Source organism: Lederbergia citri (genome assembly GCF_018343625.1).
GTDB lineage: Bacteria > Bacillota > Bacilli > Bacillales > Bacillaceae_C > Lederbergia > Lederbergia citri.
Genome location: NZ_JAGYPG010000001.1, coordinates 28,173 through 52,740, shown reverse-complemented (window position 1 = coordinate 52,740; position 24,568 = coordinate 28,173). Strand labels below are relative to the sequence as shown.

Genomic DNA, 24,568 nt, shown 5'->3' with positions numbered 1-24,568 from the left:
CAAGCAAATAATAATGATAACTCCCAAAAGGAGGGTTTAAAATGGACACATTAGACTATGATCGCGCTTTGTATTACACTCATCGTTCCGAATGGGATAACCTGATTGTTTTAATGGTAAGAACGAAAGATCATATGCTTTCTAAGAGGATTGAACGATTTTTACATGCTTATCAATTCTCAAGTGATTATACGGTGATTGAGCGTAATTTATATTCTTTGCTTCGTTACCTTGATCATGCGAATAATGTCACTGGAATTCAGCAAAATGAAAATCCAGTTCTGTCAATATAAAAACTCGGCATCCTTTATAGGATGCCGAGTTACGCTTTTGTTTCAATATTTGATGTCATCTTTACAAACATTTGTAATTCTTGAACCATATCACCCACTAGTTTTGCCGATTCCTCCCAAAGAGTGCCGTCGTCATAGTTAAAACATTCCGGATCAAGCACAATTTGCTTCGGTATAACATTTGCATAAAAGCCCCGCATAACTGTTCGCATATTATTTAAACAGTTGATGCCGCCTTTTCCTCCACCTGCAGTAGCGACCAATGCCACAGGTTTATATTCAAGTTCATCGCTTGTCAGGAAATCCAACGTATTTTTCAGTGCTCCCGTCATTCCCCCATGATATTCAGGCGAGATCAAAATAATTCCTTGTGATAAACGGACTTTATCTTTAAAATTGACCACTGACTGCAGCCGCCACTGCTCTTCTTCTCCTGTCAACAAAGGTAGGTTTGCTTCACTAATATCAATATAATGAAAGTTATATTTCCGTGCAATATAACGTGTTAATAGTTCAGTTCTTCCGCCTTTTGGCATTCCTCCATTAACCACTAGAATACGATCCATTCTGTTCGCTCCTTCATTATTGGCTGCTTCACTGTTCAACGAATCCATTTTTAACGGCAAAGAGAGCAGCTTGAGTCCGATCTGCAACTTGCAATTTCATAAAAATATTGGATACATGAGTCTTCACAGTTTTCTCTGTTATTTTTAACTGTGCCCCAATTTCCTTATTGCTCTTGCCTTTAGCAATCTCTGCCAGCACCTCTTTTTCCCTTTGCGTCAATGCAGCTATTCGATCATTAGCGGGGTTTTTACGGTTCATTCGAGTCATCAGTAAATTCGTTGCTTTTGGATGCAATGTATTTTCCCCATTCGCAAGCTTCCTAATGGCCGATGCAAGTTCATCAGGCTCTATATCCTTCAGTTGGTATCCGGAAGCTCCTGCCTCTATTGCTGGAATGACATGATCTTGATCTGCAAAGCTTGTTAATATCATAATTTCTATACTAGGGCATATTTCTTTAATTTTTCCTGTTGCTTCTATTCCGTCCATAATAGGCATAACGAGATCCATTAGGACTACATCTGGCTGCAATTGGAGAGCAAGATCTACCGCTTCTTTTCCATTTTTAGCTTCACCAACGATATGGATATCTTTTTGAGTTTGCAGGAAAAAAACAAGCCCCCGCCTAACGACATGATGATCATCCGCTATCAACACATGAACCGTCATTTCATTTCTCCCCCTAATATGGCAATGCAACAATTATCGTCGTTCCTATTCCTAATTCACTTATTAATTCAAATTGACCATTTAGAGCCTCTACGCGCTCCCTCATGCTTTCAATCCCAAAAGAAGGGAGTGTTTTGTCTTTTTCATAAATAAATCCGCACCCAGAATCACTAATAGTAAGCTTAACGTTAGATTTTGTTGCCTTAATCGATACAAACACATCTGCTTGCCCTGAATGTCGTTTACAATTATTAAGTGCCTCTTGACTAATTCTCCATAAAGCTTCTTCTATAAGGGAAGGTAACGCAAGCAATCCGGATAATTTTGTATCAACATGCAGACCTAACATTTCTCCATATCCTTTAATGGCTTGAATAAGACCTTTTTCTAAGCCACTTGGCCTAAGCTGCCATATTAATGCTCTCATTTCAGTCAATGCTTCTTGAGCAAGCTCCTGTATTTGTTGAAATGTATGCTTTGTATCAATGTCTTCCGTCATTTCTCCCCCTCCTCTTGCAGTTAAAGTGAGGGAAAATAATAATTGATTGACTGAGTCGTGCAAGTCACGGGCAAGGCGATTTCTTTCTTCAATGAGGGCGATTTCTTGTGCTTTTTTTGTTAATCGCACCCTTTTTATTGCAGAACCAATTTGTAAAGCAATCGATTCCAGTAACGCAAGCTCATCACGGCTAAATTCTTTTTTTTCTGGTGCTGCTACATTTAATAACCCAAAAACTTCATCGCCTGAAGTAAGTGGGATTGTTGCATGAAAGGCAATTCCCTCTGTTTCTTCTTTATTAATTTTCGCAGCTTTTTCAAGTCGTCTACATTCTATAATATTTGAAGCCTTCGTCAAGCTGCCATTGCGAAAACCTTCTATACACCAACAACCGCCACGCTTCAAAGGATCACAATTATTTTTTGAAAGAGCAACAGGTAAATGTTCTGCAGATGCAAGGGTTTGCCGCCCATCAGGTCCGATTAAAAATATCCATCCGGTTGTAACACCAGTTACTTCTAAAAGCTTTTTAAGAACATCTGATAATAAAGGCGAAATTTCAGTTCCTTCATTTAGTAATTCAGCAATTTCTTTAAGTACACGTAAATTGGAATTTTTTACATTTATATCCCGTGGCATCCAAAATCCCTCCTGCTACTCTCTTTATAGTATACAAAAAAACCGATTTAGACTTTATTCTCATTATGGCGTAAATTCTTCTACAACTTTAGTATGAATAGAATATAAAATAGAATAAGCAATGATGTACTGACTAAAGCGCAAGCGCCTTTCCAGCGACGTACTGGCCCACAGGACGTCGCAGTTTCAGTCGATGTTCTTTTATGCGTAGGAAGAAACCGAAAGTTTGATGTTCGATGGCTGTTGCGCTTGACGGGAACCATCTTCTTAAAAGTTACCACAAAGTTCCAATCTAACATTTCCTAAATATCGAAAAAGGCTGTCTAGTGTAAACTTTAGACAGCCTTTCTTTTACATCAAAAGTTGATTTGTTGAATTTGAAAACATGCTGAAGATCGTATTTACTTTTTTACTTTTTTGGGAAGTAAAATTACGATGGGTAAAAGGAAAAAACAATCCTGTTTCTTTTAAGATTTCAACATTTTTATTGAATAACTTTGTATATTTTTTATTCATATTAGACTCTAAAATAATCATGATGACCTCCATACTACAAATAGCACGAAAGGCACCGTCTAATGTAAATAATGGTTCATCCTCTTGATTAGGTAATTGTAGTATTTTCAGGTCTATAAACTCGGATATCTCGTTATCATCAAAATATTGCGGAAAGACAACAGAATAAAAGTGTTGAATAAGCTCCTCCAACCTCTCTCCCTGTTCTTCAGTCGATGCAACTACTACTTTCATACCTTGACCCTACCTTTTTTATTTCTTTATTTTCTATTAGAATAACATAGAATACATGCAGAAGAGATTGGGAATATCAAGAAACTTTTATTAAGGGGTTCATAAAGATGCGAGTTTTTATTCAAGAACAATGGAATGGAATGACTATAGAACATTTATTACGTACCGAATGGAAGGTTCCAAAAAAGCTAATACATCATTTAAGAATGGACAAAGCTATCACCGTAAATAGGGATTTCGTAAATTGGAGCACTCCTTTACACCACGGCGATGAACTTTTCATTTCATTATGTGAAGAAGATAACATGCTTGCTCCATTCGCCTATCCTTTGGAAATTCTGTACGAAGATGACTATTTATTAGTAGTAAATAAACCGACTGATATGGCAACTCATCCAAATGAAAGAGAGACGAACACTTTAGCAAACGCCGTGTCATATCATTTACAAGGGGAATATCCCAGACATATCCATCGCCTTGATAAAAATACAACGGGGGCAGTTTTATTCGCAAAAAATATTTTCAGTCAAGTGATACTTGACAGAATGCTTACCGATCGTGAAATTAAACGGACTTATTTGGCGCTTGCAGACGGAATGATAAGGAATAAAAATGGGAAGATTTCAGAACCAATTGGCAGAGATCGACATCATCCAACGCGCCGAAGGGTTTCGAAAACCGGACAACAGGCAATTACACATTATAAGGTAATAAATACCTTTAAGAAGGAAAATCTCTCATTAATTGAGTGTTCTTTGGACACAGGGAGAACCCATCAAATCCGCGTACACTTATCATTTATTGGGCACCCGCTAGCTGGGGATAAACTATACGGGGGAAGTCCAAAGTTCCCTAGACAAGCACTTCATGCACGAAAACTTGAATTCACACATCCATTTTTACTTAAAAAGATCCAAGTTACTGCCTCTTTTTTAGACAGCCCCTCTATTTTTGATAAGTTTCTTTAGAGGTGTTTTTCCGTATAATCGACAAAAACTTTTAACTTTTGATATTTTGCGATAAAATGGTATAGGTTTATTATATTGCCATTCAGGAGGGCTAAAAATGGTTTTCACAAGAAAAAAAGATAAATTTGCAATTTTACTTGAAAAAATTGCAGCCAACTTAAAAGAGAGTTCAATTTATTTTGCCGATTTTAAGCTGAATAATAAAGAAGATACTAAAATTTTTGCAGCAAAAATGAAAGAATATGAATCAATCGGTGACACTCACGTTCATGAGATCATCAAGGAATTACATAATTCATTTATTACTCCTATTGAACGTGAAGATTTACTTACACTATCCATGGTTATGGACGATGTGCTTGATGGAATGGAAAGTTGTGCAGCATTATTTGAAATGTATTCCATAACTGATGCAGATGAATATATGTACAAATTTGTTGATGCGATTAAAAAATGTGTGGATGAAATTGAAATTTGTATCGGTTTACTTTTTAGCAAAAAATTGCCAGAAGTCCGTCCACATGCTATCAAAATAAAAGATTATGAATCCAAATGCGATGATGTTCTAAGAGATTGCATTAAACATCTTTTCGCAGTAGAAACGGATCCGATTCGATTAATTAAATATAAAGAGATATACGAAAACCTGGAAAAAACAACAGACAGCTGCCAAGGAGTTGCGAATACCCTTGAAAGTATCGTCATGAAAAATGCTTAAGGGAGTCCTATCTTATGGGAATTGATTCAATACTAATTATTACAATTATTATAGTCATCGCAGCCCTTGCATTTGATTTCATTAACGGTTTTCACGATACAGCAAATGCCATAGCGACTTCTGTATCTACGAAAGCTTTGAAACCTCGCCATGCAATTATTTTGGCTGCAACTATGAACTTTGTTGGTGCTCTGACCTTTACAGGGGTTGCCAAGACGATCACGAAAGACATTGTCGATCCTTTTACATTAGGAAACGGCACAACAGTTATTTTAGCGGCATTAATCTCCGCCATCGCATGGAATTTAATTACATGGTATTACGGAATTCCTAGCAGTTCATCTCATGCCTTAATTGGATCGATTGCAGGAGCGGCAATTGCAGCCGCAGGTTTTGGTGTAATCAAATATGCTGGATTTTTAAAAATCATCCAAGCGCTTATTTTTTCACCACTCATTGCTTTTGGAGTAGGTTTTATCATCTATACTATATTTAAAATGGAATTTAAAAATTTGAGTTTAACAAAAACGAATAAAGGATTTCGTTATATTCAAATCGCTACAGCTGCTTTGCAGTCTTATACACACGGGACGAATGATGCTCAAAAATCTATGGGTATTATTACGATGGCTCTCATTGCAAGTAATTACCATACAACTACAGATATCCCTTTCTGGGTGCAATTTTCATGTGCTGCAGCGATGGGACTTGGTACGTCTGTAGGTGGTTGGAAAATTATTAAAACAGTCGGCGGAAAAATCATGAAAATTCGACCAGTAAATGGAGTGGCAGCAGACCTTAGCTCCGCACTCATTATTTTTGGCGCAACATATATTCATTTGCCGGTCAGTACTACACATGTCATTACTTCATCCATTTTAGGTGTAGGTTCAGCCCATAGAGTACGTGGGGTAAAATGGGATACCGCACAAAGAATGCTTATTACTTGGGTTATTACTCTTCCTATTACTGGATTGTTAGCAGGCATTACTTATTTCGTATTAAATTTATTTATGTAATAAAAGAAGCCTTCCTTTTTGAGGAGGTTTTTTATATTGATTTTATAGAATGATAAGTAAATAATGGAGGTAGTAAGGGAGGTATCGTAATGGGTGCAATCATATTATTTGATGGCGTTTGTAATTTTTGTAATTCAAGCGTTCAGTTTATTATTAAGCGTGATCCGAATGGATATTTCCACTATGCCTCTTTGCAAAGTGAGTTTGGACAATCGCTATTGAACAAATACAAAGTCCCATCAAATGTAAATAGCCTCGTTTTGATTGAAAAAAATGCAGCATATTTTAAAACAACTGCAGCACTGCGTATTTGCAAAAAATTGAATTCTCCCTTGAAATGGCTTTATTCTTTTATTGTAGTTCCGGCACCGGTCCGTAATGTATTTTATAATATTTTTGCAAAATATCGTTATAAATGGTTTGGAAAAAATGAAAGCTGCATGCTGCCTCCTCCTGAAATCCGAAAAAGGTTTTTGTCATAGAAATAAAGCATCCCAATAAGTGAACTGCCCCTTAATGATAGATTGATGACTACCATTTATGGGGCATTTTATAAGAGGGGGTGCTTTTTGTATTTAATGGGCAAAGTATTAATTATAGTTTTCAAAATAACAGTAAAGATTCAATTTTAGGGTGACAATTGTTTATAGAGGGCTTTCACTGATGATGTCAGCCATCGATACGCCCGTTAGCTAATACACATGCATACATACTTCAATACCTGCATTACAAGATTGTTGAAGATAATTACCACTTCATTTTTTAAGTGACCCATTTGATTGTAGATATCCAATGGTCCCACTTACTTTTAACTTTTATGAAGTTTTTTTATTTTAAGGGAATATTAATTTTACTTGCATATTTCACCAAAAACGAATATTATACTTAATGTGTTTAAAATTGTTCGTCTTTGGAGGTTCTTCAATGTTTAAACTAAAAGAAAATAATACTACAGTTTCAACCGAATTGATTGCTGGGCTTACTACTTTTTTAACAATGGCGTATATTATTGTAGTAAACCCGATTATCCTAAAGGATGCAGGAGTCCCTTTTGAACAAGTATTCACAGCCACCATCATCGCTACCGTAATCGGTACATTATGGATGGCTCTTGCGGCGAATTATCCAATCGCTATTGCTCCCGGAATGGGACTTAACGCTTATTTCGCCTACTCTGTCGTTGGCACCCATAATATTAGTTATCAAACTGCATTTGCAGCTGTTTTTATTGCTGGTATCATATTTATTATTTTATCTTTGACACCATTTCGTAAAATTCTTATTGAGGCAATTCCTGAAAATCTTAAACACGGAATTACAGCCGGAATAGGATTGTTTATTGCTTTTATCGGGATGCGAATGAGTGGAATGATTGTTGCCCATCCTTCGAATCTTGTTGCATTAGGTGATCTTCATTCTGCCGGTGTCGTATTGACTCTTATTGGTCTAGCTGTAACATTAATTCTAATGGCATTGAGAGTTCATGGTGCATTATTTTTAGGAATGATTGTTACAGGATTAATAGCTTATTTCACTGGACAGCTTTCCTTTGAAAATGGAATTGCTCAATTGCCATCGCTGCCAGAAGGATTATTAGTTGCAAATCCATTTTCAGCAATCGGTGATGTAATTCAGCATAGCCTATATGCAGTTGTCTTTTCTTTCTTGCTTGTAACTATTTTCGACACGACGGGTACAATGATCGGGGTAGCGGAACAAGCTGGATTAATGAAAGGAAATTCCATGCCACGAGTCCGTCAAGCTCTCCTAGCTGATTCTATTGCTACATCGGTGGGAGCTATGTTTGGAACAAGCCCAACAAGTGCTTATGTTGAATCAACAGCAGGTGTTGCGGCAGGCGGAAGAACGGGCCTAACTACAGTTACTGTATCTGTACTGTTTCTCATAGCAGCTTTATTCGGTCCTCTCGTCAGCGCGGTATCGGGAATAGCAGCTATAACTTCACCGGCACTTATTATTGTAGGTAGTTTGATGATCGGAGCAATTGCAAAAATTAATTGGGGAGAAATAGATGAAGCGTTCCCCGCATTTTTAATCATCCTAAGCATGCCTCTAACGTCTAGCATTGCGACTGGAATTGCATTAGGATTCATCTCTTACCCTATTTTAAAAATAGTGACTGGCAAATGGAAAGTTGTTCATCCTATCGTTTATATATTCGGGGTGTTATTCCTTTACCAACTCGTGTTCTTGCCACATTAATAAATATTGAATAATTGTTAATTTGAAGGACAGAGTCCCTGCTTATTATAAGGATTCTGTCCTTTTTAAAATTTCTTTTCTGAAATTTCAATTCTATTATCAGTCTCGATTGAGGATGGATCGAGACTGAAACTATGCCTTTTTCATGTTTCAGTCTCGATTAAGCATGCATCGAGACCGAAACCATGTAATTATCTAGTTTTAGTTAAGATTAAGTATGAATCGAGACTGAAACCATGCATTTATCTAGTTTCAGTCCCAATTAAGCTTGGTTCAAGACTGAAACCATGTATTTATCTAGTTTCAGTCAAGATTAAGTATGAATCGAGACTGAAACCATGCATTTATCTAGTTTCAGTCCCAATTAAGCTTGGATCGAGACTGAAACCATGTATTTATCTAGTTTCAGTCCCGATTAAGCTTGGATCGAGACTGAAACCATGTATTTATCTAGTTTCAGTCCCAATTGGCCATGGATGAAGACAGAAAATCTTACTCTTTCTGATTTCCATCGTTATTAGATATGCTCTAAATACCTGATTATCTATGTTCACTCATCTTTCGTTACATTAAATCAAAACATAAAAAGAGGTTATCCAATTGATATGAATAACCCGTCTTCTCGTTATATTGTTAGCAATGCTTTGTCATCTGTCATCTTTTCTCCGCGTATGCGTTGGAATTCTGCCATTAGTTTATCAATCGTCAGCTCATGCTTTTTATCGGAATCAACTTCTAAAATAATTTGGCCTTTATCCATCATAATCAACCGATTTCCAAGATCGAGTGCTTGTTGCATATTATGAGTGACCATTAAGGTTGTCAGTTTATCTTTTTCAACTAGTTGCTTTGTTAAGTTTGTGATTAATTCGGCTCTAGATGGATCTAGTGCCGCTGTATGCTCATCTAATAATAAAATAGAAGGATTAGTGAATGTGGCCATTAATAATGAGAGAGCCTGTCTTTCTCCGCCGGAAAGCAAACCAACTTTTGCATTAAGACGATTTTCCAAATTCAAATGAAGTGATTCTAGAGATTCACGGAAAAATTCCCGTCTCTTTTTATCTACACCTTTACGAAGCCCTCTTTTTTTATTGCGTGAATAAGCCATCGCAAGGTTTTCTTCTATTGTCATATTCGGAGCCGTACCTGCCATTGGGTCTTGAAATACTCTTCCTATAAACTGAGATCTTTTAAACTCTGGAAGCTTCGTTACATTCTTCCCATCAATTACTACATTTCCAAAATCCGGCATAAGCGCTCCAGAAATCATATTCATCAAAGTGGATTTCCCTGCACCATTGCTCCCGATAACTGTAACAAAGTCACCCGAATTTAGCTCAAGATTAATTTGATCAAGCGCTATTTTTTCATCAAGTGTTGCTTCATTAAAAATTTTATTAATCTGCTCTAGCTTCAGCAACGGGCTTCCCCTCCCCTTTTTCGGCTTTGGAAAGAGTAGCTAACCTCTCTGCATGACGCTTCGCTTTTCTCTTCTTTTCTCTGCTTTTTTCATATAATTGCGGTATAACTAACGCTAAAATAACAATAATAGCTGTAATCAGTTTCATATCTCCTGTATCAAGCAAATCGACACGCAGCGCGAGTCCTAATACGATGCGGTAAATAATAGCACCAGCAACGACTGCTAATGTGGTTCTCACTATCGTTTTCGTGCCAAAAATCGCTTCCCCAATAATGACAGAGGCAAGACCTATGATAATCATTCCTATTCCCATACCTATATCCGAAAACTTCGAATACTGAGCAATCAATGCTCCTGAAAATGCAACTAATGCATTGGAAATTCCCAATCCAAGAATAATCAAATTATCGGTATTAGCAGAAAAACTACGGATCATTCGTCTATTATCTCCGGTTGCACGAATGGCGAGTCCAACTTCCGTTTGTAAAAACCAGTCGGCTAAAAGTTTAATCAACAATGTCACAATAATCATGAGGAAAAAGATTCCCCAAGTTTTAGGTAAAAACTGTACTCCTAAGTTAGATAAGAAAGAATTTAAAAATGTATCAATTCCAAGCGACTCCCAAAATTGATGAAACTTTGTAAATATCGTATCCTCTTTCATCAACGAAATATTTGGACGTCCTACCGAATTTTCTGTCGTTAATCCCATTATTCTTAAATTGATGGAATATAAAGCAATCATCATTAAAATACCGGATAATAGTGAATTGATTTTCCCTTTTGTATGCAAAAGGCCTGTTATACATCCAGCAAAAAAGCCAACAAAAAGTGCTGAGACCGTTGCAATAACAGGATGATATCCAAAAAAGATCATTGTTGCTGCGGTACTCGCCCCCGTAACAAAGCTTCCATCAACAGTTAAATCCGGAAAATCAAGCACTCGGAATGTAAGATACACTCCAAGTGCCATAATTGCATAGATGATTCCTTGCTCAACGGAGCCAAACATAGCTGCAAACATTTAAGAATCATCTCCTATCTATTCTAATTCAGCGTTCCATTCATCCTTAATTTCTAATCCAATTGTTTCTGCAGTTTCTTTATTCATAACGAGTTTTAAATTTTGTGGTACTTGTGCAGGTATATCAGCTGGTTTTACTCCATCTTTTAAAATTTTCACTGCCATTTGCCCAGCCTCATAGCCAATATCGTAATATTCAAAACCATAAGCTCCTAAACCGCCATTTCTTACAGAATCAAATTCTCCAACCATTAACGGTAATTTATTGCTATTTGCTACATCTACAACGGAATCAAGTGCAGATACTACTGTATTGTCGGTAATAACGTAAAGTGAATCGACTTTACCAAGCAATGATTCAGTTGCTTGTTTTACTTCAGCCGAAGTAGAAACAGATGCTTCCACAATTTTTATTCCAAGCTCCTCGGCAGTCTTTTTAGCAATATCTATCTGAGCCCTCGAATTTTGCTCACCGGAGTTAAACACCATCCCAACGTTTTTAGCGTTGAGTTGTTCCTTTAAAAACTTAATCGTATTTGGAATTGCCTCTGGATGATTATCAATCGTTCCTGTTACATTTCCACCTGGCTTTTCCATCGATTCAACTAACTCCGCTCCGACAGCATCTGTTACGGATGTGAATACGATCGGAATATCTTGAGTTTCACTTGCAACGGATTGTGCACTAGGTGTCGAGTTCGCGAAGATTAAATCTACACCTGCATTTACAAGATTAGCTGCAATGGTAGGGTTATTGCTTGGTTCACCAAGAGCATTTTGGACATCCCACTCCACATCTAACCCTGCATCTTCTATTGCTTTCTTGAATCCATCAAAAGCTGCGTTTAATGAATCGTGTTCAACAATTTGTGTAACCCCAATTTTGAACTTTTGGGCAGGCTCTTCATTCTGATTTTCATTTTGATTCTCTTCCTGTTGGCTCCCGCCGCCTTGATTTTGCTCTTCTTCTTTTTGGGCTGAATTTGTTCCGCAAGCTGCAAGCATCAGCACGACTCCAAAAAGTAAAATTGCAAGCTTATTTAAGCTGACTTTCATTCTTTTTCCCCCTCAATAAAGTTTCTTGCCTTTAAGCAAAATAACCTCCCATATTCTTCATCGCCTATTTTCATAATATATTGGCAATAATTATCGTTATGTTACACTGCTTTTGACCCATAGTCAATAAGATTTCAAATATACAGAAAATTAAAATACATGCTTTAAAGCGTTAAATAAGAAAAGCGCAATCCGCTTGCCCATCCCGACGTACAGGCCCACAGGATGTGGGTCCGTCGACATCGCCACAGGACGTGGCGGTTTTTGTCGATTTTCCTTTTTCGGCCTTTGACTGAGATAAAGGAAACACGGTGAGTCCGATAGGACGAATCGATGTTGACTCACGCAAAGGAAGAGAAGTTTGTTAGTCGATATGCGCTGCAACTGGATATAGGAAAGTAAAAAAAAAACCGGAAAAAATCCGGTTTTAATGTTGAACCTCTTCTTCTTTCTTAAAGAAACTTTTCATTGCATGAAATACATCAGATTTCTGCTTTAGAATATAATAATAAAATTTTTCGTCCTTTATATTTTTATAGGCAGACATTAAAGTAGAATTTCGTTGATATTGATTTACTTCCCCATATCCAAACATATTCGTTATTTCCATAAGTTCATTAACAAGTTTAATGCACCTTGGATTATCTGATGTTAGATTGTCGCCATCTGAAAAATGAAATGGATAAATATTGTAGCGGGCAGGATCATATTTTTCTCCGATTACTTCAATCGCTTTTCTATATACGGATGAACAAATCGTCCCTCCGCTCTCTCCTTTTGAGAAAAATTCTTCCTCAGTCACAACTTTTGCCTCTGTATGATGGGCGATAAATTCAATGGTAACTGATTCATATTTTGTTCTTAAAAAACGTGTCATCCAGAAGAAGAAGCTGCGGGCCATATATTTTTCCCAAATCCCCATACTTCCACTCGTGTCCATCATGGCGAGTACAACCGCGCTTGATTCAGGCTTTCGTATGTCATTCCATGTTTTAAACTTTAAATCTTCTGGAAATATAGGATAAAATCCCGGGTCTCCTTTCATGGCATTTCGTTTAAAAGCTGACATCATCGTTCGTTTTTTATCAATATTTCCCATTAATCCAGTTTTTCGAATATCATTATATTCAATGTGTTCAATTTGATTGGTATCTAGTTCCTTCCGTTTTAAATTGGGCAATTCCAGCTCTTTAAAAAGAGCTTCCTCCAGCTCCATCATGGAGACTTCCGCTTCATAATAATCCTCACCAGCTTGGTCCCCTGCACCTTGACCTTTCCCAGGACCTTTTTGATCAGGGCCATCTCTCGCAACAACATCCCCAATCTGACTTTCACCGTCACCTTGGCCAACATGCTTATTTTTATCGTAGTTGTATCGAATTTTATACTCATCCAATGATCTGATTGGAATTTTCACAACATCCCGTCCATCGGACATAATAATGCTTTCTTCTGTGATTAAATCAGGCAAATTATTACGAATTGCCTCTTGGACTTTCTCTTGATGACGCTGTTGGTCATCATGGCCTTTCCGGTGGAGGGACCAATCTTCCTGGGATACTACGAACTGGTGATGCACTTGCTCTGTCATCTCTATACCCTCCCTTTTAAAATATCTTTTTTAAAAAAGGCGCTATTTATTAGTCACCAAAAATGTTTTTTAACATATATTATCTCGACTGCCATCTTCTTTCGTCCTTATCTTAGTAGTCCTGGTTGTAATTACTCTATCATATGCAAAAAAATGAAATTATTTACAACCTGTTTTAAAAGGACAAGCCTGTTAGATAAGCGGAAGCGACTTGTTCATCGACGTACAAACTTCAGAGCCTCTGGCAAGATAAAGGAAACACGATGAGGCCGGTAGGCGAATCGATGTTGACTTATCTTAGGGAAGAGGTCAGGAAGTTTGCTAGTCGATAGGCGCTGAAGCTGGACAGTAGAAAAGCGGAAGCGACTGGTTCATCGACGTACAGGCCCACAGGAAGTGGGTCCGTCGACATTGCCACAGGACGTGGCTGGATTTTGTCGACGTTCCTATTTAGCCTCTTACTGAGATATAGGAAACACGATGAGTCAGTTAGGACGAATCAATGTTGACTTATCGTAGGGAAGAGGACAAGAAGTCTGCTAACCGATAGCTATTTGTGCTAGACAATATTGAAAATAAAAACCTTCTTATGGTGATAAGAAGGTTAGTTTTGTATTTTCAACGATTTAATAAGCTTCCTACATAACGAAGTAAATCATTGGCCGAAGTGGAATTATACCCATGTTCATCTATCAATCTGGCAACTACTTCATTAATTTTCTTTAGTTGCTGCTCATCCGGTGTTTTGGCGGATGTAGTGATTTTGACTACATCCTTCAAATCGGCAAATAATTTTTTCTGTATCGCTTCACGAAGTCTGTCATGTGATCTATAATCAAATTTCTTCCCTTTTCTTGCCAATGCAGAGATTCTTATTAATATTTCTTCCCTGAATGCTTTCTTTGCATTTTCTGAAATGCCTATTTGTTCTTCGATGGATCTCATTAACTTTTCGTCTGGATTGATTTCTTCTCCAGTTAACGGATCCCGTAACTTTGTCTTATTACAGAAGGACTCCACATTATCAAGATAATTATCCATAAGTGTTTTAGCGGATTCCTCATACGAATAGACAAATGCTTTTTGAACTTCCTTTTTAGCAATTTCATCGTATTCTTTACGTGCTAAAGATATAAAGTTCAAATATTTCTCTCTCAATTCTTGTGTAATAGATGGATGCTGATCTAGCCCTTCTTTTAATGATCTAAGCACATCCAATGCATTGATGCTAGTTATCCCTTTTCGGATAATGGTGGACGATATGCGATTGATGACATAGCGCGGATCGATTCCGCTCATACCTTCCTCTTGAAATTCTTTTTTCATTTCATTCACATCAGCAAGATTATAACCTTCAACATTTTCTCCATCGTAAAGGCGCATTTTCTTTAATAAGTCAACATCGCCCCTTTTTGAATCTTTTAACCTTGTTAAAATTGTAAACATTGCCGCTACTTTAAGAGTATGGGGAGCTATATGAACATCTGCTACATCACTTTCTTTAATCATTTTTTCATAAATTCGTTCTTCCTGTGAGACTTTTAAGTTATATGGAACGGGCATGACAATAATCCTTGAGTGTAAAGCTTCATTCTTTTTATTGGAAATAAAAGAGCGGTATTCTGTTTCATTTGTATGGGCAACGATAAGCTCATCAGCACTTATGAGCGCAAATCTTCCAGCTTTAAAATTCCCTTCTTGTGTCAAGGATAGCAAATGCCATAAAAATTTCTCATCACATTTTAACATTTCTTGGAATTCCATTAATCCACGATTGGCTTTATTCAATTCACCGTCAAATCGATAGGCTCTAGGGTCAGATTCAGAACCATATTCCGCGATTGTTGAAAAATCAATACTACCTGTCAAGTCTGCAATATCTTGTGATTTTGGATCCGATGGACTAAATGTTCCGATTCCAACACGCTTATCCTCGGAAAAGAAAATCCGCTCTACAAGTACATCCTCCAGTCGGCCGCCATATTCTTCTGCAAGCCTCATTGTATTTAGTGGTGAAAGATTTCCTTCAATTCTTATGCCATACTCTTCATAAAAATCATCTCGTAAATGAAGTGGAATCAAATGTAGAGGATCTTCATGCATTGGGCAGCCTTTTATCGCATAAACTGCTCCCTTATCTGTCCTCGTATAGGCCTCCAACCCTCTTTTTAACATCGTAACAAGTGTTGATTTCCCCCCGCTAACTGGTCCCATTAATAGCAAGATTCTTTTTCGGACATCAAGCCGTTTTGCAGATGGATGAAAATACTCCTCTACAAGTTTTTCTAATGCTTCCTCTAGCCCAAATAATTGATGGCTAAAAAATTGATATACTTTTCTATCGTTTTCGGTTTCGACTCCTGCGTCCTTAATCATATTATATATACGGGAATGGGCGGACTGCGCTACCCAAGGTTTTTCTTTAAGCAAATGCAAATAGTCGGCAAATGTTCCTTCCCATTTCAAGCTATCCTCTTGAAATCGGTATTGTTCAATCTTTTTTAAAATATCCATAAGGCGCCTCCCTTTTAATGAGAGATGATTATTTCATTGTATGCTCATGGACAACTAAAGATGATTAATTCCCTGCCAGCGTCGAATGTTCCTTCACGAACTCGCCATATTTCCAATAATAAAAAACTCGTTTCGTTCACATTATAATAAAAATAGGCTATAATAATTTCATAATCCGTTAGAATTATGAGGAGGCTTACATATACTATGAAAACAATTATGATTCTTGGAGTTATCATTGCGTTTTTATCTGCTATCTTTACAGCTGGTTACGAAGATAAGCCTGGAGTGAATAAGAAATAAGATTGGCGTCTAACGATAAAGGAATTCCAATCTAGAATATCAGTAAACGGGCAAGAAATTTTTCAAATATTGGCCGTGGAGCAAAACTTGATTTTACAATATCTGATACCAGTTTCAGATTGTGACGAAAAGACGATTCGAATGATTGTGATTCGAATCGTCTTTTCGCTATTTTTTTACTCCCCCTCCACAATTACGTTTTACTAAACGTCTATCACATCTTAAGAAGTTTGAAGTTTTTTCGCAAAAAAATATCAACCCCTTTAGAGTTATTAATTTGAAGCGAAAGTATTAGCTGTTGCATTTTCGTAACTCAAGACTCAACTCAATAAATCATAAAGTTTAGTTAAACTCTAAAGTGGAATAGTAAAAGTGGATGACATTTAAGGAGTGAATAGTTATGGCAAAAATCGCAACACTTATTACAAACATGTTCGAGGATTCCGAATACACTGAACCGGCAAAAGCCTTTCAAGATGCCGGACATGAAGTTGTGACGATTGAAAAGGAATCTGGTAAGGAAGTAAAAGGGAAGCAGGAGAAAGCAAAGGTACGTATCGATAAAGGGATCGATGAAGTGAGGGCGGAAGATTTTGATGCCCTTTTCATTCCTGGTGGATTTTCACCAGACCAATTGAGGGCAGATGAACGATTTGTTCAATTCGCCAAATCCTTCATGGATGCGAAAAAACCTGTATTTGCCATTTGCCATGGACCTCAATTGTTAATTACATCAAAAACGCTTGAAGGCCGTGATGCAACCGGGTATAAATCTATCCGTGTGGACATGGAATATGCAGGAGCTAATTATGCTGACAAGGAAGTCGTCGTCTGTCAGAACCAATTGGTGACAAGCCGCCAGCCTGATGATATCCCCGCATTCAACCGTGAGTCGTTGAAGTTACTTGAACAGTTGTAATTAAAAGAAGATACCGCTCATAGAATTGACTGTACGATTTATTAGCTTACTTTAGTTCTATTAATCATGGAGGAAAATTAAATATAAATCTATACGAAAATTGCCATCAGATTCGGATGGCAATTTTCGTTTTTGATTTATTCAGTTGCGATTCTTTTTGACTTTATGACTGATTTATTTCCTTGCTCTGATTGCACAGGTGGTTTTACTCTTCTAATAAAGACCGCTAATATTAATGCCAATACTGCAATGAAAGTTGAAATAAGGAAGGCATGTGTAATTCCATCTAACATCGCTTCGTGCATAATGTGCAGCTTCATTTCAGCAGCAGCTTCGGCTGAAGGTGGAGCGGCATTGGCATCCATTTTAGACATTGCATCTGCTGCTAATTCCTTCGCTGAACTTTCAGTTCGTTTATTCATAATCGTAATCATAAACGCAGTTCCAATCGCACCAGAAACTTGCTGAAGTGTATTATTCATTGCAGTACCATGTGGATTCATTTGCATTGGCAGCTGGTTCATTCCATTTGTCATGACCGGCATCATCACCATTGACATTCCGAACATACGGAAAGTGTATAACAAGATGAGATGCAAATAAGAAGTTTCCAATGTCAGACCTGTAAATAAGTACGTGGTAACGATCATAATTGTCAGACCGACTAATGCAAGAGCACGGGCACCATACTTATCAAATAGTCTTCCTGTGATTGGCGACATAATTCCCATCATTAACGCACCAGGTAACATTAAAAGCCCTGAGTCCATTGGTGAAATTCCTCTTACTGTCTGCACATACATTGGCGTTAAGATCATTCCTGAGAACATTGAAATAGAAATGACGATCGATATAGCTGAAGACAATGCAAACATTGGATGTTTATAAATTCTAAATTCGAGCATTGGTTCATCCATAAACAACTGGCGAATAATGAAGAGGATTAAAGCTACTGTTCCAAGTACAATTGTTCCGTATACAATCGGATCTCCCCACCCTTTATCTCCAGCTGAGCTAAATCCGTATAATAGACCACCAAAAGCAATACTTGATAGTATCAACGATAATACATCTAGACGAACATTCTTTAATGGCGTTATGTTTTTCATTTTAAAGATAGCAAAAATCAAACAAATTAAAGCGAATGGGAGAATAACATCAAACAACGTTCTCCAGCTGTAATGCTCAATAATATAGCCAGAAAGTGTAGGTCCCGTAGCAGGAGCTACAATCATGACCAGACCGAAAAATCCCATTGCCGTTCCTCTTTTTTCAACTGGAAAAGCTGTTAACATGACATTCATTAATAATGGCATCATGATGGCAGATCCGGAAGCCTGAATCATTCTTCCAGCCAATAAAACACCAAATGATGGTGAAACGCTTGCCAATAATGTTCCTATTGTAAATAAAGAAAGGGCTAGTATTAATAATATTCGGTTAGAAATCCTTTGAATAAAAAAGGCACTTGCAGGGATGAGAATCCCATTTATAAGCATATAGCCGGTTGCTAGCCACTGAACGGTTGACATACTTATATCAAATTCTTCTTTAATGGATGGAAGGGCAATATTAATTAACGTATTCGTTAAAAATGATACGAAAGCTGCAAAAAATAAAATGGCAATCGCACCATATGGTGGCTTTTTCTGAATGGATTCGATATCCAAGTTGTATTCCTCCTGTCATACAAATAAAATCTTTTTTCTTTATTCTCACCTTACACATTCTATACCCACAGTCTATAAAAATCAATAAAAAATTGTTTTCTTTTAAAAAAGTTGATTTAAGGTTGATTTAAAGCTATTATAAAAATAGACCAACGGTACAAAAGGTGAGAATATGAATCCTAGAAAAAAGCAAATACTTGATGTGGCACATCGTTTATTTATTGAAAAAGGATTTCAATCAACATCCATTCAAGATATATTAGACGGTGCACAAATAGCTAAGGGTACTTTTTATAATCATTTTGCCTCTAAGAATGCATGTTTAATGGCCATTCTTGATCAAGTAAAAGAAGAGGCAAGCTTTTTACGTCAACAACTATCTCTTGGCAAGCCTAAAAATGATCCAGAGATTTTTATTCAACAAGTGTTATTGCGTTTGAAAATGAACAGGGAGCAAAGTTTAATTGCCCTTTACGAATCAGTGTTTTTTTCTAAAGATGAAGAACTAAAATCTTATATGCGTCTTCAACATATCGATGAACTCAATTGGACTGCACGTAGGATTGTAGAATTATTTGGAAAAGATGCAAAACGATATTCAATAGATTATGCAGTGATATTCTTTGGAATTATCCAACAGAGCATGCACATACGGATGTTACGTTTTAAAAAAGACTTCGATTTAGAAGAAACGGTTCGATTTGCTCTTAAACAATTACAAGTCCTTAGTGATCACCAAAACGAAAAAGTTCCATTTTTTCCTTCTAATTGGCTCAATGAAATAGAGAAAAATAACATTTCCTATTCAAAAGATGATCTTAAAGAAAAAATTATAAATCAATTAGACATAATAGTTTCCTATTTTAAAACTGAAAATAAATCCGAAGGAAAAATAAATTATCTTGATTTTCTCCTTTCAGAATTTCAATCAGAGTCTCCGCGAGAGTTTTTAATCGAAAGCGTTCTTCATTCGACAGAAAATATTTTTACTGACTCTGTTTATGAAGAAGATATAAATAAAATTTGTGATTTAGTAAAGGAATTCCTCGAATTTGAAGATAGGTCTTATTGAAATGAAAAGCCCCCACTTAGTGGGGACTTTTTTAATGGAGATTTGGATATTCTTGTTGGCGAAGTGCTTCATACACAAGAATTGCAGCCGTATTGGATAAATTTAAAGAACGAACATGATCATTCATCGGAATCCGCAAACACGTGTCTTTGTGCTCTTCAATCAACTCTTTTGGCAACCCTTTCGTTTCTCGCCCAAAAATAAAATAATAATTCGTCTTTACATCACTATAATCAAAGCTGGTATGTGGCTTTGTACCAAATTTGGTTAACAAATAATGTTCACCTTCATGATTCTTTTCAAAAAATTCATCTAAGGAATCGTAATATGTAATATCTACGAACTCCCAGTAATCAAGACCAGCTCTTTTTAACATTTTATCATCAGTGGAAAAACCAAGTGGTCTAATTAAATGAAGCTTCGTTCCTGTAGCGGCACAAGTTCTTGCAATATTTCCTGTATTCGCGGGGATTTCTGGTTGAAATAATACAACATGAATTGGCACTTCTCTTCACCTCTTTTTACTCTAAGTGCCATTATACAATAAAATCTCAAGAGTCATCTACAATTGTAAACATCTTGTATTTAATATTTGGTGTATAGGCTGAAGAATCTTCATATGCCCAGTACCTCATCCTGCTGTTATACGTATGGGCATTGACGAGCGGCATTCCAGCCGCATCCTTGCCTGTGACTATCGTATTATGATCGAAGCGCCCATCTCCTTGAAAATCATAGCAAATGACATCCCCTAACTTAAGCTGCATTGGATCTCGTACCTCCCTTGCTCTAAGACCAATAGTAGACGTCTGGAGATAATTCTTTAAAGAATTGGCAACTGCCCAGCTATAGCTCCAGCTTCTATATCGGTGCCACCATCCTTTTGAGGGATTAGGCATTCCTCGCATAGGAGAACCACCTTGATGAAGACATTGGGAAATAAAATTTGTACAATCTACATCGAATTTTTTATAAGCGGGATTGTAGTCATTCCACCATCGCTCTGCATAACGAACTGCTTTCAAGCGATCATAATAAAAAGGAGCACGTTGTTCATTACGGCTTTCTTTTATTAATGGGTCTTCTTCTGATTCCTTTGGATAAATGACCGGAAGCTCAACATCTTCAAAAACGGCTCCTTTAAAAAACGATGCTTTTCGATTTTCTATCTCCTCTTCAAGATAAAAATGCCCTCCTTGGCGAATGAAATATTTTAAATGCACATTATAATAAATTTGCTCTTGATCATCGGTTTGTTCTCTCGATACAATTTTGCCCGTGGCTATTACTTTCACAATTTCAGCTTTTCTCTTTTCCATTGATTGTTGCTTTTTTATTATTTTTTCTTCCTCTATCTTTCTTCTTTGAACAAATTGTTCGGACCTTGCCTCTAGTTTTGCAGCCAATTGTTTTTTCACGAGACATCCCTCCTCATCGATATATATGCGAGAGATGTAACTTATAAAAGCATAAAAAAAGACGAAGGTTAATATGCTTCGTCTTGAACGGCAAAGAACTCTAGACCTTTTTTGATCTCTAATAATACTTCTTCTTCCTGTTCTTCTTTTTCAGCTTGCAACAGTGCTTCTTCCGCTTCTGGCCCGCCGATTTTTCCTAAAGCCCAAGCAGCAGTTCCCCTCATAACAGGACGAACATCGTCTCTCATGACAACAATTAAATCTTTTACAGCAGACTTTTCTTTAAAATGTGCCAATGCAACAATGGCATTTCGTTGAATGGGTTTCTTTCCACGCCATGAACCGGAGATGGTTCCAAACTTTTCTTTAAAATCCCGATTCGATATTGCGAGAAGGGGCTGTAAAAGCGGCTTCGCAATTTCAGGGTCCGGTTCCATATTAGGATGAACATGAAAATCCATTCCTTTATTTTTCGGACAAACCGTTTGACATGTATCACATCCGTATATTCGATTTCCGAGCTTTCCTCTAAATTCATCTCCTAAAAAGCCCTTTGTCTGAGTTTGAAATGCGATACATTTCTGCGCATTTAGCTGCCCACCCTGTACAAGAGCCCCTGTTGGACATACGTCTAAACATAGTCTACAATCTCCGCATTGATCGTGCAAAGGTTCATCCGGTTCAAAAGGAAGATTCGTAATCATTTCACCTAAATAAACATAGGAGCCAAATTCGGGAGTAATAATGGAACAATTTTTACCGCTCCAGCCAATTCCAGCCCGCTCTGCCACCGCTCGATCCACTAGCTCCCCTGTATCCACCATCAACTTAAATCTTGAATTCGGAACCTTGCTGTCTATATAGGAAGCCAGTTGGTCAAGCTTCTCACGAACTAACACGTGGTAATCAATCCCCCATGAAGCACGGCAAAAGATTCCCCTCCGCTCCCCTTTCTTACCCTTAGGAGCATCTTTCATTCTTGACGGATAAGCAAGTGCTATCGCAATAATAGAACGTGGACCATCGAAAATAAGACTTGGATCCGTCCGTTTATCTATATCTTTTTCTTCAAAGCCTGATTGATATCCAAGCTCTTGTTGACGAATGAGTAAATTTTTCATTTCAATAAAAGGATCTGAACTAGCAAATCCAATTTTGTCGATTCCGATGCTTTTACTATATGAAATAATGTCTTTTTTGAGTTCGCTATAATTCACTGGATTTGCTCCTTTCATTATTATATTAACGGCAACTTGCCAATTAGTTTTTACGTATAATTCTATGGTAAACTATTTTCAATGGTTTTTGGAGGTGGAAAGGTTGGAAATTCATTTGGATTCACAATTATGCACTGCTTTGCCAGAATTAAAAATCGGCATCATTCATTACGAGAACATTATAGTAGAAGAGTCTCCCCAAATGTTAAAAGGAAGACTGCAATTATTTCAAGAATCTCTATTTTTTGATTTAGAAGATATGAATATCAACGAGTTTGAAGAAATAAAAGAATGGCGTATGATATTCAAACGTCTAGGAAAAGATCCAAATCGTTATAGACACTCGGCGGAAGCACTGTATAGACGAGTAAAAAAACAGCAATTTCTTCCTAGTATGAACTCAGCCGCCGACATCAATAACTTTTTTTCATTAAAATATAGAATTCCAATCGGCATTTACGACAAGGATAAAATCATAGGGGATATCACGCTCCGTATTGGACGGAAAGATGAGAAATATGAAGGACTCAATGGGAGAGAAAATCAGATTGAAAATATAATTGTTTCAGCTGATCAAGAGGGACCCTTTGGTAGTCCTTTCGTTGATTCCACCCGAACTGCTGTAACAAACAATACAAAAAATGCTCTTCAAATCGTTTACCTATCGCCCTCTATTAATGAGGAATCGGCGGAAAAGCTTATATCTTCTTTATCTTTGATGTTCACCCAAATTAACGGAGGCGAACCAAGAATTTCATTAATAAGAGCTTAGCCCTCTGGTCAGAGAAATAAGCGCCCACAGGATGTAGGACCGTCGATATATCGTCACGTAAATGTAGCGGCTTTATGGACGTTTAGGATTCTCGTGATACTGATGAAACAAGGTAAGCGTTTGATTATGCCACAAGTTTCCATATTAAATTAATCTTTAATCATAAAAACGCAGCACCCCATTCATGTTAGAACAAGACACTGCGCTTGGTATGTATGGAGCGGGTGATGGGAATCGAACCCACGACAACAGCTTGGAAGGCTGTAGTTTTACCACTAAACTACACCCGCATCTTTTAGGAACTTTATTATTATATAAAAATAATGACAGAAATGCAACTTTTGTAACAAAAGGTTCAAAACTTTGTCAAATCTCGCGTTTTTTATAAATCTTCAAGGACTCATACAATATTTCAAGATATATTTTATACAAATTTTAACGTCTCGAATCCTAGTCGATCTAGACGGATCCTTGAAAAAAAGAGGGAGTTCTGTCCCTATTCACATTCAATTGAGACTGAATTCTAAATAAAGCCGGGCTTCAGTCTCGATTACTAGTCAATCGAGACTGATTTATGAAAAAAGCGGGAGTTCCGTCCCAATTCATGTTTTATCGAGACTGGATTTAGAATAAAGCTTTGCATCTGTCCGGATACATATTCAATCAAGATTCAACTGTAATATCTTAATAATCATTTATTTAATATATTTTAACGCCTTCTTCGCATTTCCACTTACGGTCTCTGTGTATCCCCACACTTTTCCGTCCAAAGGATCATCATTTAAATATCCATCTAAGTCGTGAACAATGCGATGAACGACTATTAAGCCATTTACATCCTCCGATTTCATCGCTTTTTCAAGTGCCTCCAGAGCATTTTCCATATCAGCTTTCACCGTATCCTTTTTTGCATATAAAATGATTAATTCAATATCATTATGTAAAGAGTCTAACTTCGTCAGATTAGACTTAAAGTTAAATTTATCTGCTTTTCCCCAACCAATAAGAGCGTTTATCGTATCATGTGTTTCCTTGATTGCTTCATTTGTTAATGCCAAATGTTCCTTTTCATTCACTTCAACATCAACTTCAACGACTGGCTGTTGCTCTGTACGTGTTTCCTGCTCTTCTTTTACAACATTAACATCTTTTCCTGGATTACTTTTTGCAAAATAAATTCCGGTAGCTGTCAGGACTAAAATGAGAGGAATTCCAATCATTAATATCCATTTCTTCAATCC

23 protein-coding genes and 1 tRNA gene are annotated in these 24,568 nt (G+C 37.1%); 9 read left to right on the top strand and 15 right to left on the bottom strand.

Going from position 1 to position 24,568, the window contains the following annotated elements:
- The first annotated feature begins 41 nt into the window (after window positions 1-41).
- Window positions 42-293 carry a YhdB family protein gene (locus KHA97_RS00360; RefSeq protein ID WP_213122821.1) on the top strand — a complete coding sequence of 84 codons (252 nt, stop codon included), beginning with the start codon at window positions 42-44 and terminating at the stop codon, window positions 291-293.
- A gap of 29 nt (window positions 294-322) precedes the next feature.
- On the opposite strand, the gene KHA97_RS00355 is transcribed toward KHA97_RS00360, so the two are convergent.
- From KHA97_RS00355 to KHA97_RS00340, 4 genes are all read right to left on the bottom strand, one after another.
- Window positions 323-859, bottom strand: coding sequence for an NADPH-dependent FMN reductase (locus tag KHA97_RS00355; protein WP_213122820.1), 537 nt, complete (start codon window positions 857-859; stop codon window positions 323-325).
- 28 nt (window positions 860-887) lie between these two features.
- A complete protein-coding gene (locus tag KHA97_RS00350; RefSeq protein WP_213122819.1) occupies window positions 888-1,529 on the bottom strand; it encodes a response regulator in 642 nt (213 codons plus the stop codon).
- A 13-nt stretch (window positions 1,530-1,542) separates the two neighbouring features.
- The gene (locus KHA97_RS00345; RefSeq protein ID WP_213122818.1) at window positions 1,543-2,667 is read right to left on the bottom strand and encodes a GAF domain-containing sensor histidine kinase; all 1,125 of its coding nucleotides are present in this window, start codon (window positions 2,665-2,667) and stop codon (window positions 1,543-1,545) included.
- A 351-nt stretch (window positions 2,668-3,018) separates the two neighbouring features.
- Window positions 3,019-3,417: a DUF5365 family protein gene (locus KHA97_RS00340; protein ID WP_213122817.1), complete on the bottom strand. Its 399-nt coding sequence runs from the start codon at window positions 3,415-3,417 to the stop codon at window positions 3,019-3,021.
- Window positions 3,418-3,524: 107 nt separating this feature from the next.
- Here KHA97_RS00340 and KHA97_RS00335 point away from each other — a divergent pair, with 107 nt between their 5' ends.
- From KHA97_RS00335 to KHA97_RS00315, 5 genes are all read left to right on the top strand, one after another.
- Complete coding sequence (locus KHA97_RS00335) at window positions 3,525-4,385, top strand: RluA family pseudouridine synthase (RefSeq protein ID WP_213122816.1); 861 nt, start codon at window positions 3,525-3,527, stop codon at window positions 4,383-4,385.
- 97 nt (window positions 4,386-4,482) lie between these two features.
- Window positions 4,483-5,103: a DUF47 domain-containing protein gene (locus tag KHA97_RS00330; protein ID WP_213122815.1), complete on the top strand. Its 621-nt coding sequence runs from the start codon at window positions 4,483-4,485 to the stop codon at window positions 5,101-5,103.
- Window positions 5,104-5,123: 20 nt separating this feature from the next.
- Window positions 5,124-6,122, top strand: a complete 999-nt coding sequence (locus tag KHA97_RS00325) for an inorganic phosphate transporter (protein WP_213124253.1) — start codon at window positions 5,124-5,126, stop codon at window positions 6,120-6,122.
- A gap of 89 nt (window positions 6,123-6,211) precedes the next feature.
- On the top strand, window positions 6,212-6,604 hold the full coding sequence (locus KHA97_RS00320; RefSeq protein WP_213122814.1) for a thiol-disulfide oxidoreductase DCC family protein: 393 nt from the start codon (window positions 6,212-6,214) through the stop codon (window positions 6,602-6,604).
- 442 nt (window positions 6,605-7,046) lie between these two features.
- Window positions 7,047-8,345 carry an NCS2 family permease gene (locus KHA97_RS00315; RefSeq protein ID WP_213122813.1) on the top strand — a complete coding sequence of 433 codons (1,299 nt, stop codon included), beginning with the start codon at window positions 7,047-7,049 and terminating at the stop codon, window positions 8,343-8,345.
- 625 nt (window positions 8,346-8,970) lie between these two features.
- Here KHA97_RS00315 and KHA97_RS00310 read toward each other — a convergent pair.
- The 5 genes from KHA97_RS00310 to KHA97_RS00290 form a co-directional block, all read right to left on the bottom strand.
- The gene (locus tag KHA97_RS00310) at window positions 8,971-9,768 is read right to left on the bottom strand and encodes an ABC transporter ATP-binding protein (RefSeq protein ID WP_213122812.1); all 798 of its coding nucleotides are present in this window, start codon (window positions 9,766-9,768) and stop codon (window positions 8,971-8,973) included.
- On the bottom strand, window positions 9,746-10,795 hold the full coding sequence (locus KHA97_RS00305; protein ID WP_213122811.1) for an ABC transporter permease: 1,050 nt from the start codon (window positions 10,793-10,795) through the stop codon (window positions 9,746-9,748). The genes KHA97_RS00310 and KHA97_RS00305 overlap by 23 nt, the downstream gene beginning before the upstream one ends.
- 18 nt (window positions 10,796-10,813) lie before the next feature.
- On the bottom strand, window positions 10,814-11,851 hold the full coding sequence (locus KHA97_RS00300) for an ABC transporter substrate-binding protein (protein ID WP_213122810.1): 1,038 nt from the start codon (window positions 11,849-11,851) through the stop codon (window positions 10,814-10,816).
- Window positions 11,852-12,278: 427 nt separating this feature from the next.
- A complete protein-coding gene (gene yhbH, locus KHA97_RS00295) occupies window positions 12,279-13,442 on the bottom strand; it encodes a sporulation protein YhbH (protein WP_213122809.1) in 1,164 nt (387 codons plus the stop codon).
- A 618-nt stretch (window positions 13,443-14,060) separates the two neighbouring features.
- On the bottom strand, window positions 14,061-15,956 hold the full coding sequence (locus KHA97_RS00290; RefSeq protein ID WP_213122808.1) for a PrkA family serine protein kinase: 1,896 nt from the start codon (window positions 15,954-15,956) through the stop codon (window positions 14,061-14,063).
- A gap of 703 nt (window positions 15,957-16,659) precedes the next feature.
- Between KHA97_RS00290 and KHA97_RS00285 the strand changes: the two genes are divergently transcribed.
- Window positions 16,660-17,178 (top strand): type 1 glutamine amidotransferase domain-containing protein, encoded by a 519-nt coding sequence (locus tag KHA97_RS00285; protein ID WP_213122807.1) that lies wholly within the window; start codon window positions 16,660-16,662, stop codon window positions 17,176-17,178.
- A 137-nt stretch (window positions 17,179-17,315) separates the two neighbouring features.
- Here KHA97_RS00285 and KHA97_RS00280 read toward each other — a convergent pair whose 3' ends face one another.
- Complete coding sequence (locus KHA97_RS00280) at window positions 17,316-18,848, bottom strand: DHA2 family efflux MFS transporter permease subunit (protein WP_213122806.1); 1,533 nt, start codon at window positions 18,846-18,848, stop codon at window positions 17,316-17,318.
- A 172-nt stretch (window positions 18,849-19,020) separates the two neighbouring features.
- Between KHA97_RS00280 and KHA97_RS00275 the strand changes: the two genes are divergently transcribed.
- Window positions 19,021-19,920 (top strand): TetR/AcrR family transcriptional regulator, encoded by a 900-nt coding sequence (locus KHA97_RS00275; RefSeq protein WP_213122805.1) that lies wholly within the window; start codon window positions 19,021-19,023, stop codon window positions 19,918-19,920.
- 31 nt (window positions 19,921-19,951) lie between these two features.
- On the opposite strand, the gene trmL is transcribed toward KHA97_RS00275, so the two are convergent.
- The 3 genes from trmL to queG all read right to left on the bottom strand — a co-directional run bounded on the left by trmL (window position 19,952) and on the right by queG (window position 22,555).
- A complete protein-coding gene (gene trmL / locus KHA97_RS00270) occupies window positions 19,952-20,425 on the bottom strand; it encodes a tRNA (uridine(34)/cytosine(34)/5-carboxymethylaminomethyluridine(34)-2'-O)-methyltransferase TrmL (RefSeq protein WP_213122804.1) in 474 nt (157 codons plus the stop codon).
- A 46-nt stretch (window positions 20,426-20,471) separates the two neighbouring features.
- Window positions 20,472-21,338: an amidase domain-containing protein gene (locus tag KHA97_RS00265; protein ID WP_213122803.1), complete on the bottom strand. Its 867-nt coding sequence runs from the start codon at window positions 21,336-21,338 to the stop codon at window positions 20,472-20,474.
- A 68-nt stretch (window positions 21,339-21,406) separates the two neighbouring features.
- Window positions 21,407-22,555, bottom strand: a complete 1,149-nt coding sequence (gene queG, locus KHA97_RS00260; protein ID WP_213122802.1) for a tRNA epoxyqueuosine(34) reductase QueG — start codon at window positions 22,553-22,555, stop codon at window positions 21,407-21,409.
- 103 nt (window positions 22,556-22,658) lie between these two features.
- Here queG and KHA97_RS00255 point away from each other — a divergent pair, with 103 nt between their 5' ends.
- Window positions 22,659-23,327 (top strand): B3/B4 domain-containing protein, encoded by a 669-nt coding sequence (locus tag KHA97_RS00255; RefSeq protein WP_213122801.1) that lies wholly within the window; start codon window positions 22,659-22,661, stop codon window positions 23,325-23,327.
- Between the two features lie 216 nt (window positions 23,328-23,543).
- Here KHA97_RS00255 and KHA97_RS00250 read toward each other — a convergent pair.
- Window positions 23,544-23,617 (bottom strand) — tRNA-Gly (locus KHA97_RS00250).
- A 405-nt stretch (window positions 23,618-24,022) separates the two neighbouring features.
- The gene (locus KHA97_RS00245) at window positions 24,023-24,565 is read right to left on the bottom strand and encodes a hypothetical protein (RefSeq protein WP_213122800.1); all 543 of its coding nucleotides are present in this window, start codon (window positions 24,563-24,565) and stop codon (window positions 24,023-24,025) included.
- Between the last annotated feature and the right edge of the window lie 3 nt (window positions 24,566-24,568).

Excerpts from the sequence above, each read along its gene's own strand:
- KHA97_RS00345 (WP_213122818.1), bottom strand. The coding sequence starts at position 2,667 with ATGCCACGGGATATAAATGTAAAAAATTCCAATTTACGTGTACTTAAA.
- KHA97_RS00290 (WP_213122808.1), bottom strand. The coding sequence starts at position 15,956 with ATGGATATTTTAAAAAAGATTGAACAATACCGATTTCAAGAGGATAGC.
- KHA97_RS00355 (WP_213122820.1), bottom strand. The coding sequence starts at position 859 with ATGGATCGTATTCTAGTGGTTAATGGAGGAATGCCAAAAGGCGGAAGA.
- KHA97_RS00340 (WP_213122817.1), bottom strand. The coding sequence starts at position 3,417 with ATGAAAGTAGTAGTTGCATCGACTGAAGAACAGGGAGAGAGGTTGGAG.
- KHA97_RS00360 (WP_213122821.1), top strand. The coding sequence starts at position 42 with ATGGACACATTAGACTATGATCGCGCTTTGTATTACACTCATCGTTCC.
- KHA97_RS00275 (WP_213122805.1), top strand. The coding sequence starts at position 19,021 with ATGAATCCTAGAAAAAAGCAAATACTTGATGTGGCACATCGTTTATTT.
- KHA97_RS00285 (WP_213122807.1), top strand. The coding sequence starts at position 16,660 with ATGGCAAAAATCGCAACACTTATTACAAACATGTTCGAGGATTCCGAA.
- KHA97_RS00300 (WP_213122810.1), bottom strand. The coding sequence starts at position 11,851 with ATGAAAGTCAGCTTAAATAAGCTTGCAATTTTACTTTTTGGAGTCGTG.
- KHA97_RS00350 (WP_213122819.1), bottom strand. The coding sequence starts at position 1,529 with ATGACGGTTCATGTGTTGATAGCGGATGATCATCATGTCGTTAGGCGG.
- KHA97_RS00335 (WP_213122816.1), top strand. The coding sequence starts at position 3,525 with ATGCGAGTTTTTATTCAAGAACAATGGAATGGAATGACTATAGAACAT.
- yhbH (WP_213122809.1), bottom strand. The coding sequence starts at position 13,442 with ATGACAGAGCAAGTGCATCACCAGTTCGTAGTATCCCAGGAAGATTGG.
- KHA97_RS00305 (WP_213122811.1), bottom strand. The coding sequence starts at position 10,795 with ATGTTTGCAGCTATGTTTGGCTCCGTTGAGCAAGGAATCATCTATGCA.
- KHA97_RS00320 (WP_213122814.1), top strand. The coding sequence starts at position 6,212 with ATGGGTGCAATCATATTATTTGATGGCGTTTGTAATTTTTGTAATTCA.
- KHA97_RS00330 (WP_213122815.1), top strand. The coding sequence starts at position 4,483 with ATGGTTTTCACAAGAAAAAAAGATAAATTTGCAATTTTACTTGAAAAA.
- KHA97_RS00315 (WP_213122813.1), top strand. The coding sequence starts at position 7,047 with ATGTTTAAACTAAAAGAAAATAATACTACAGTTTCAACCGAATTGATT.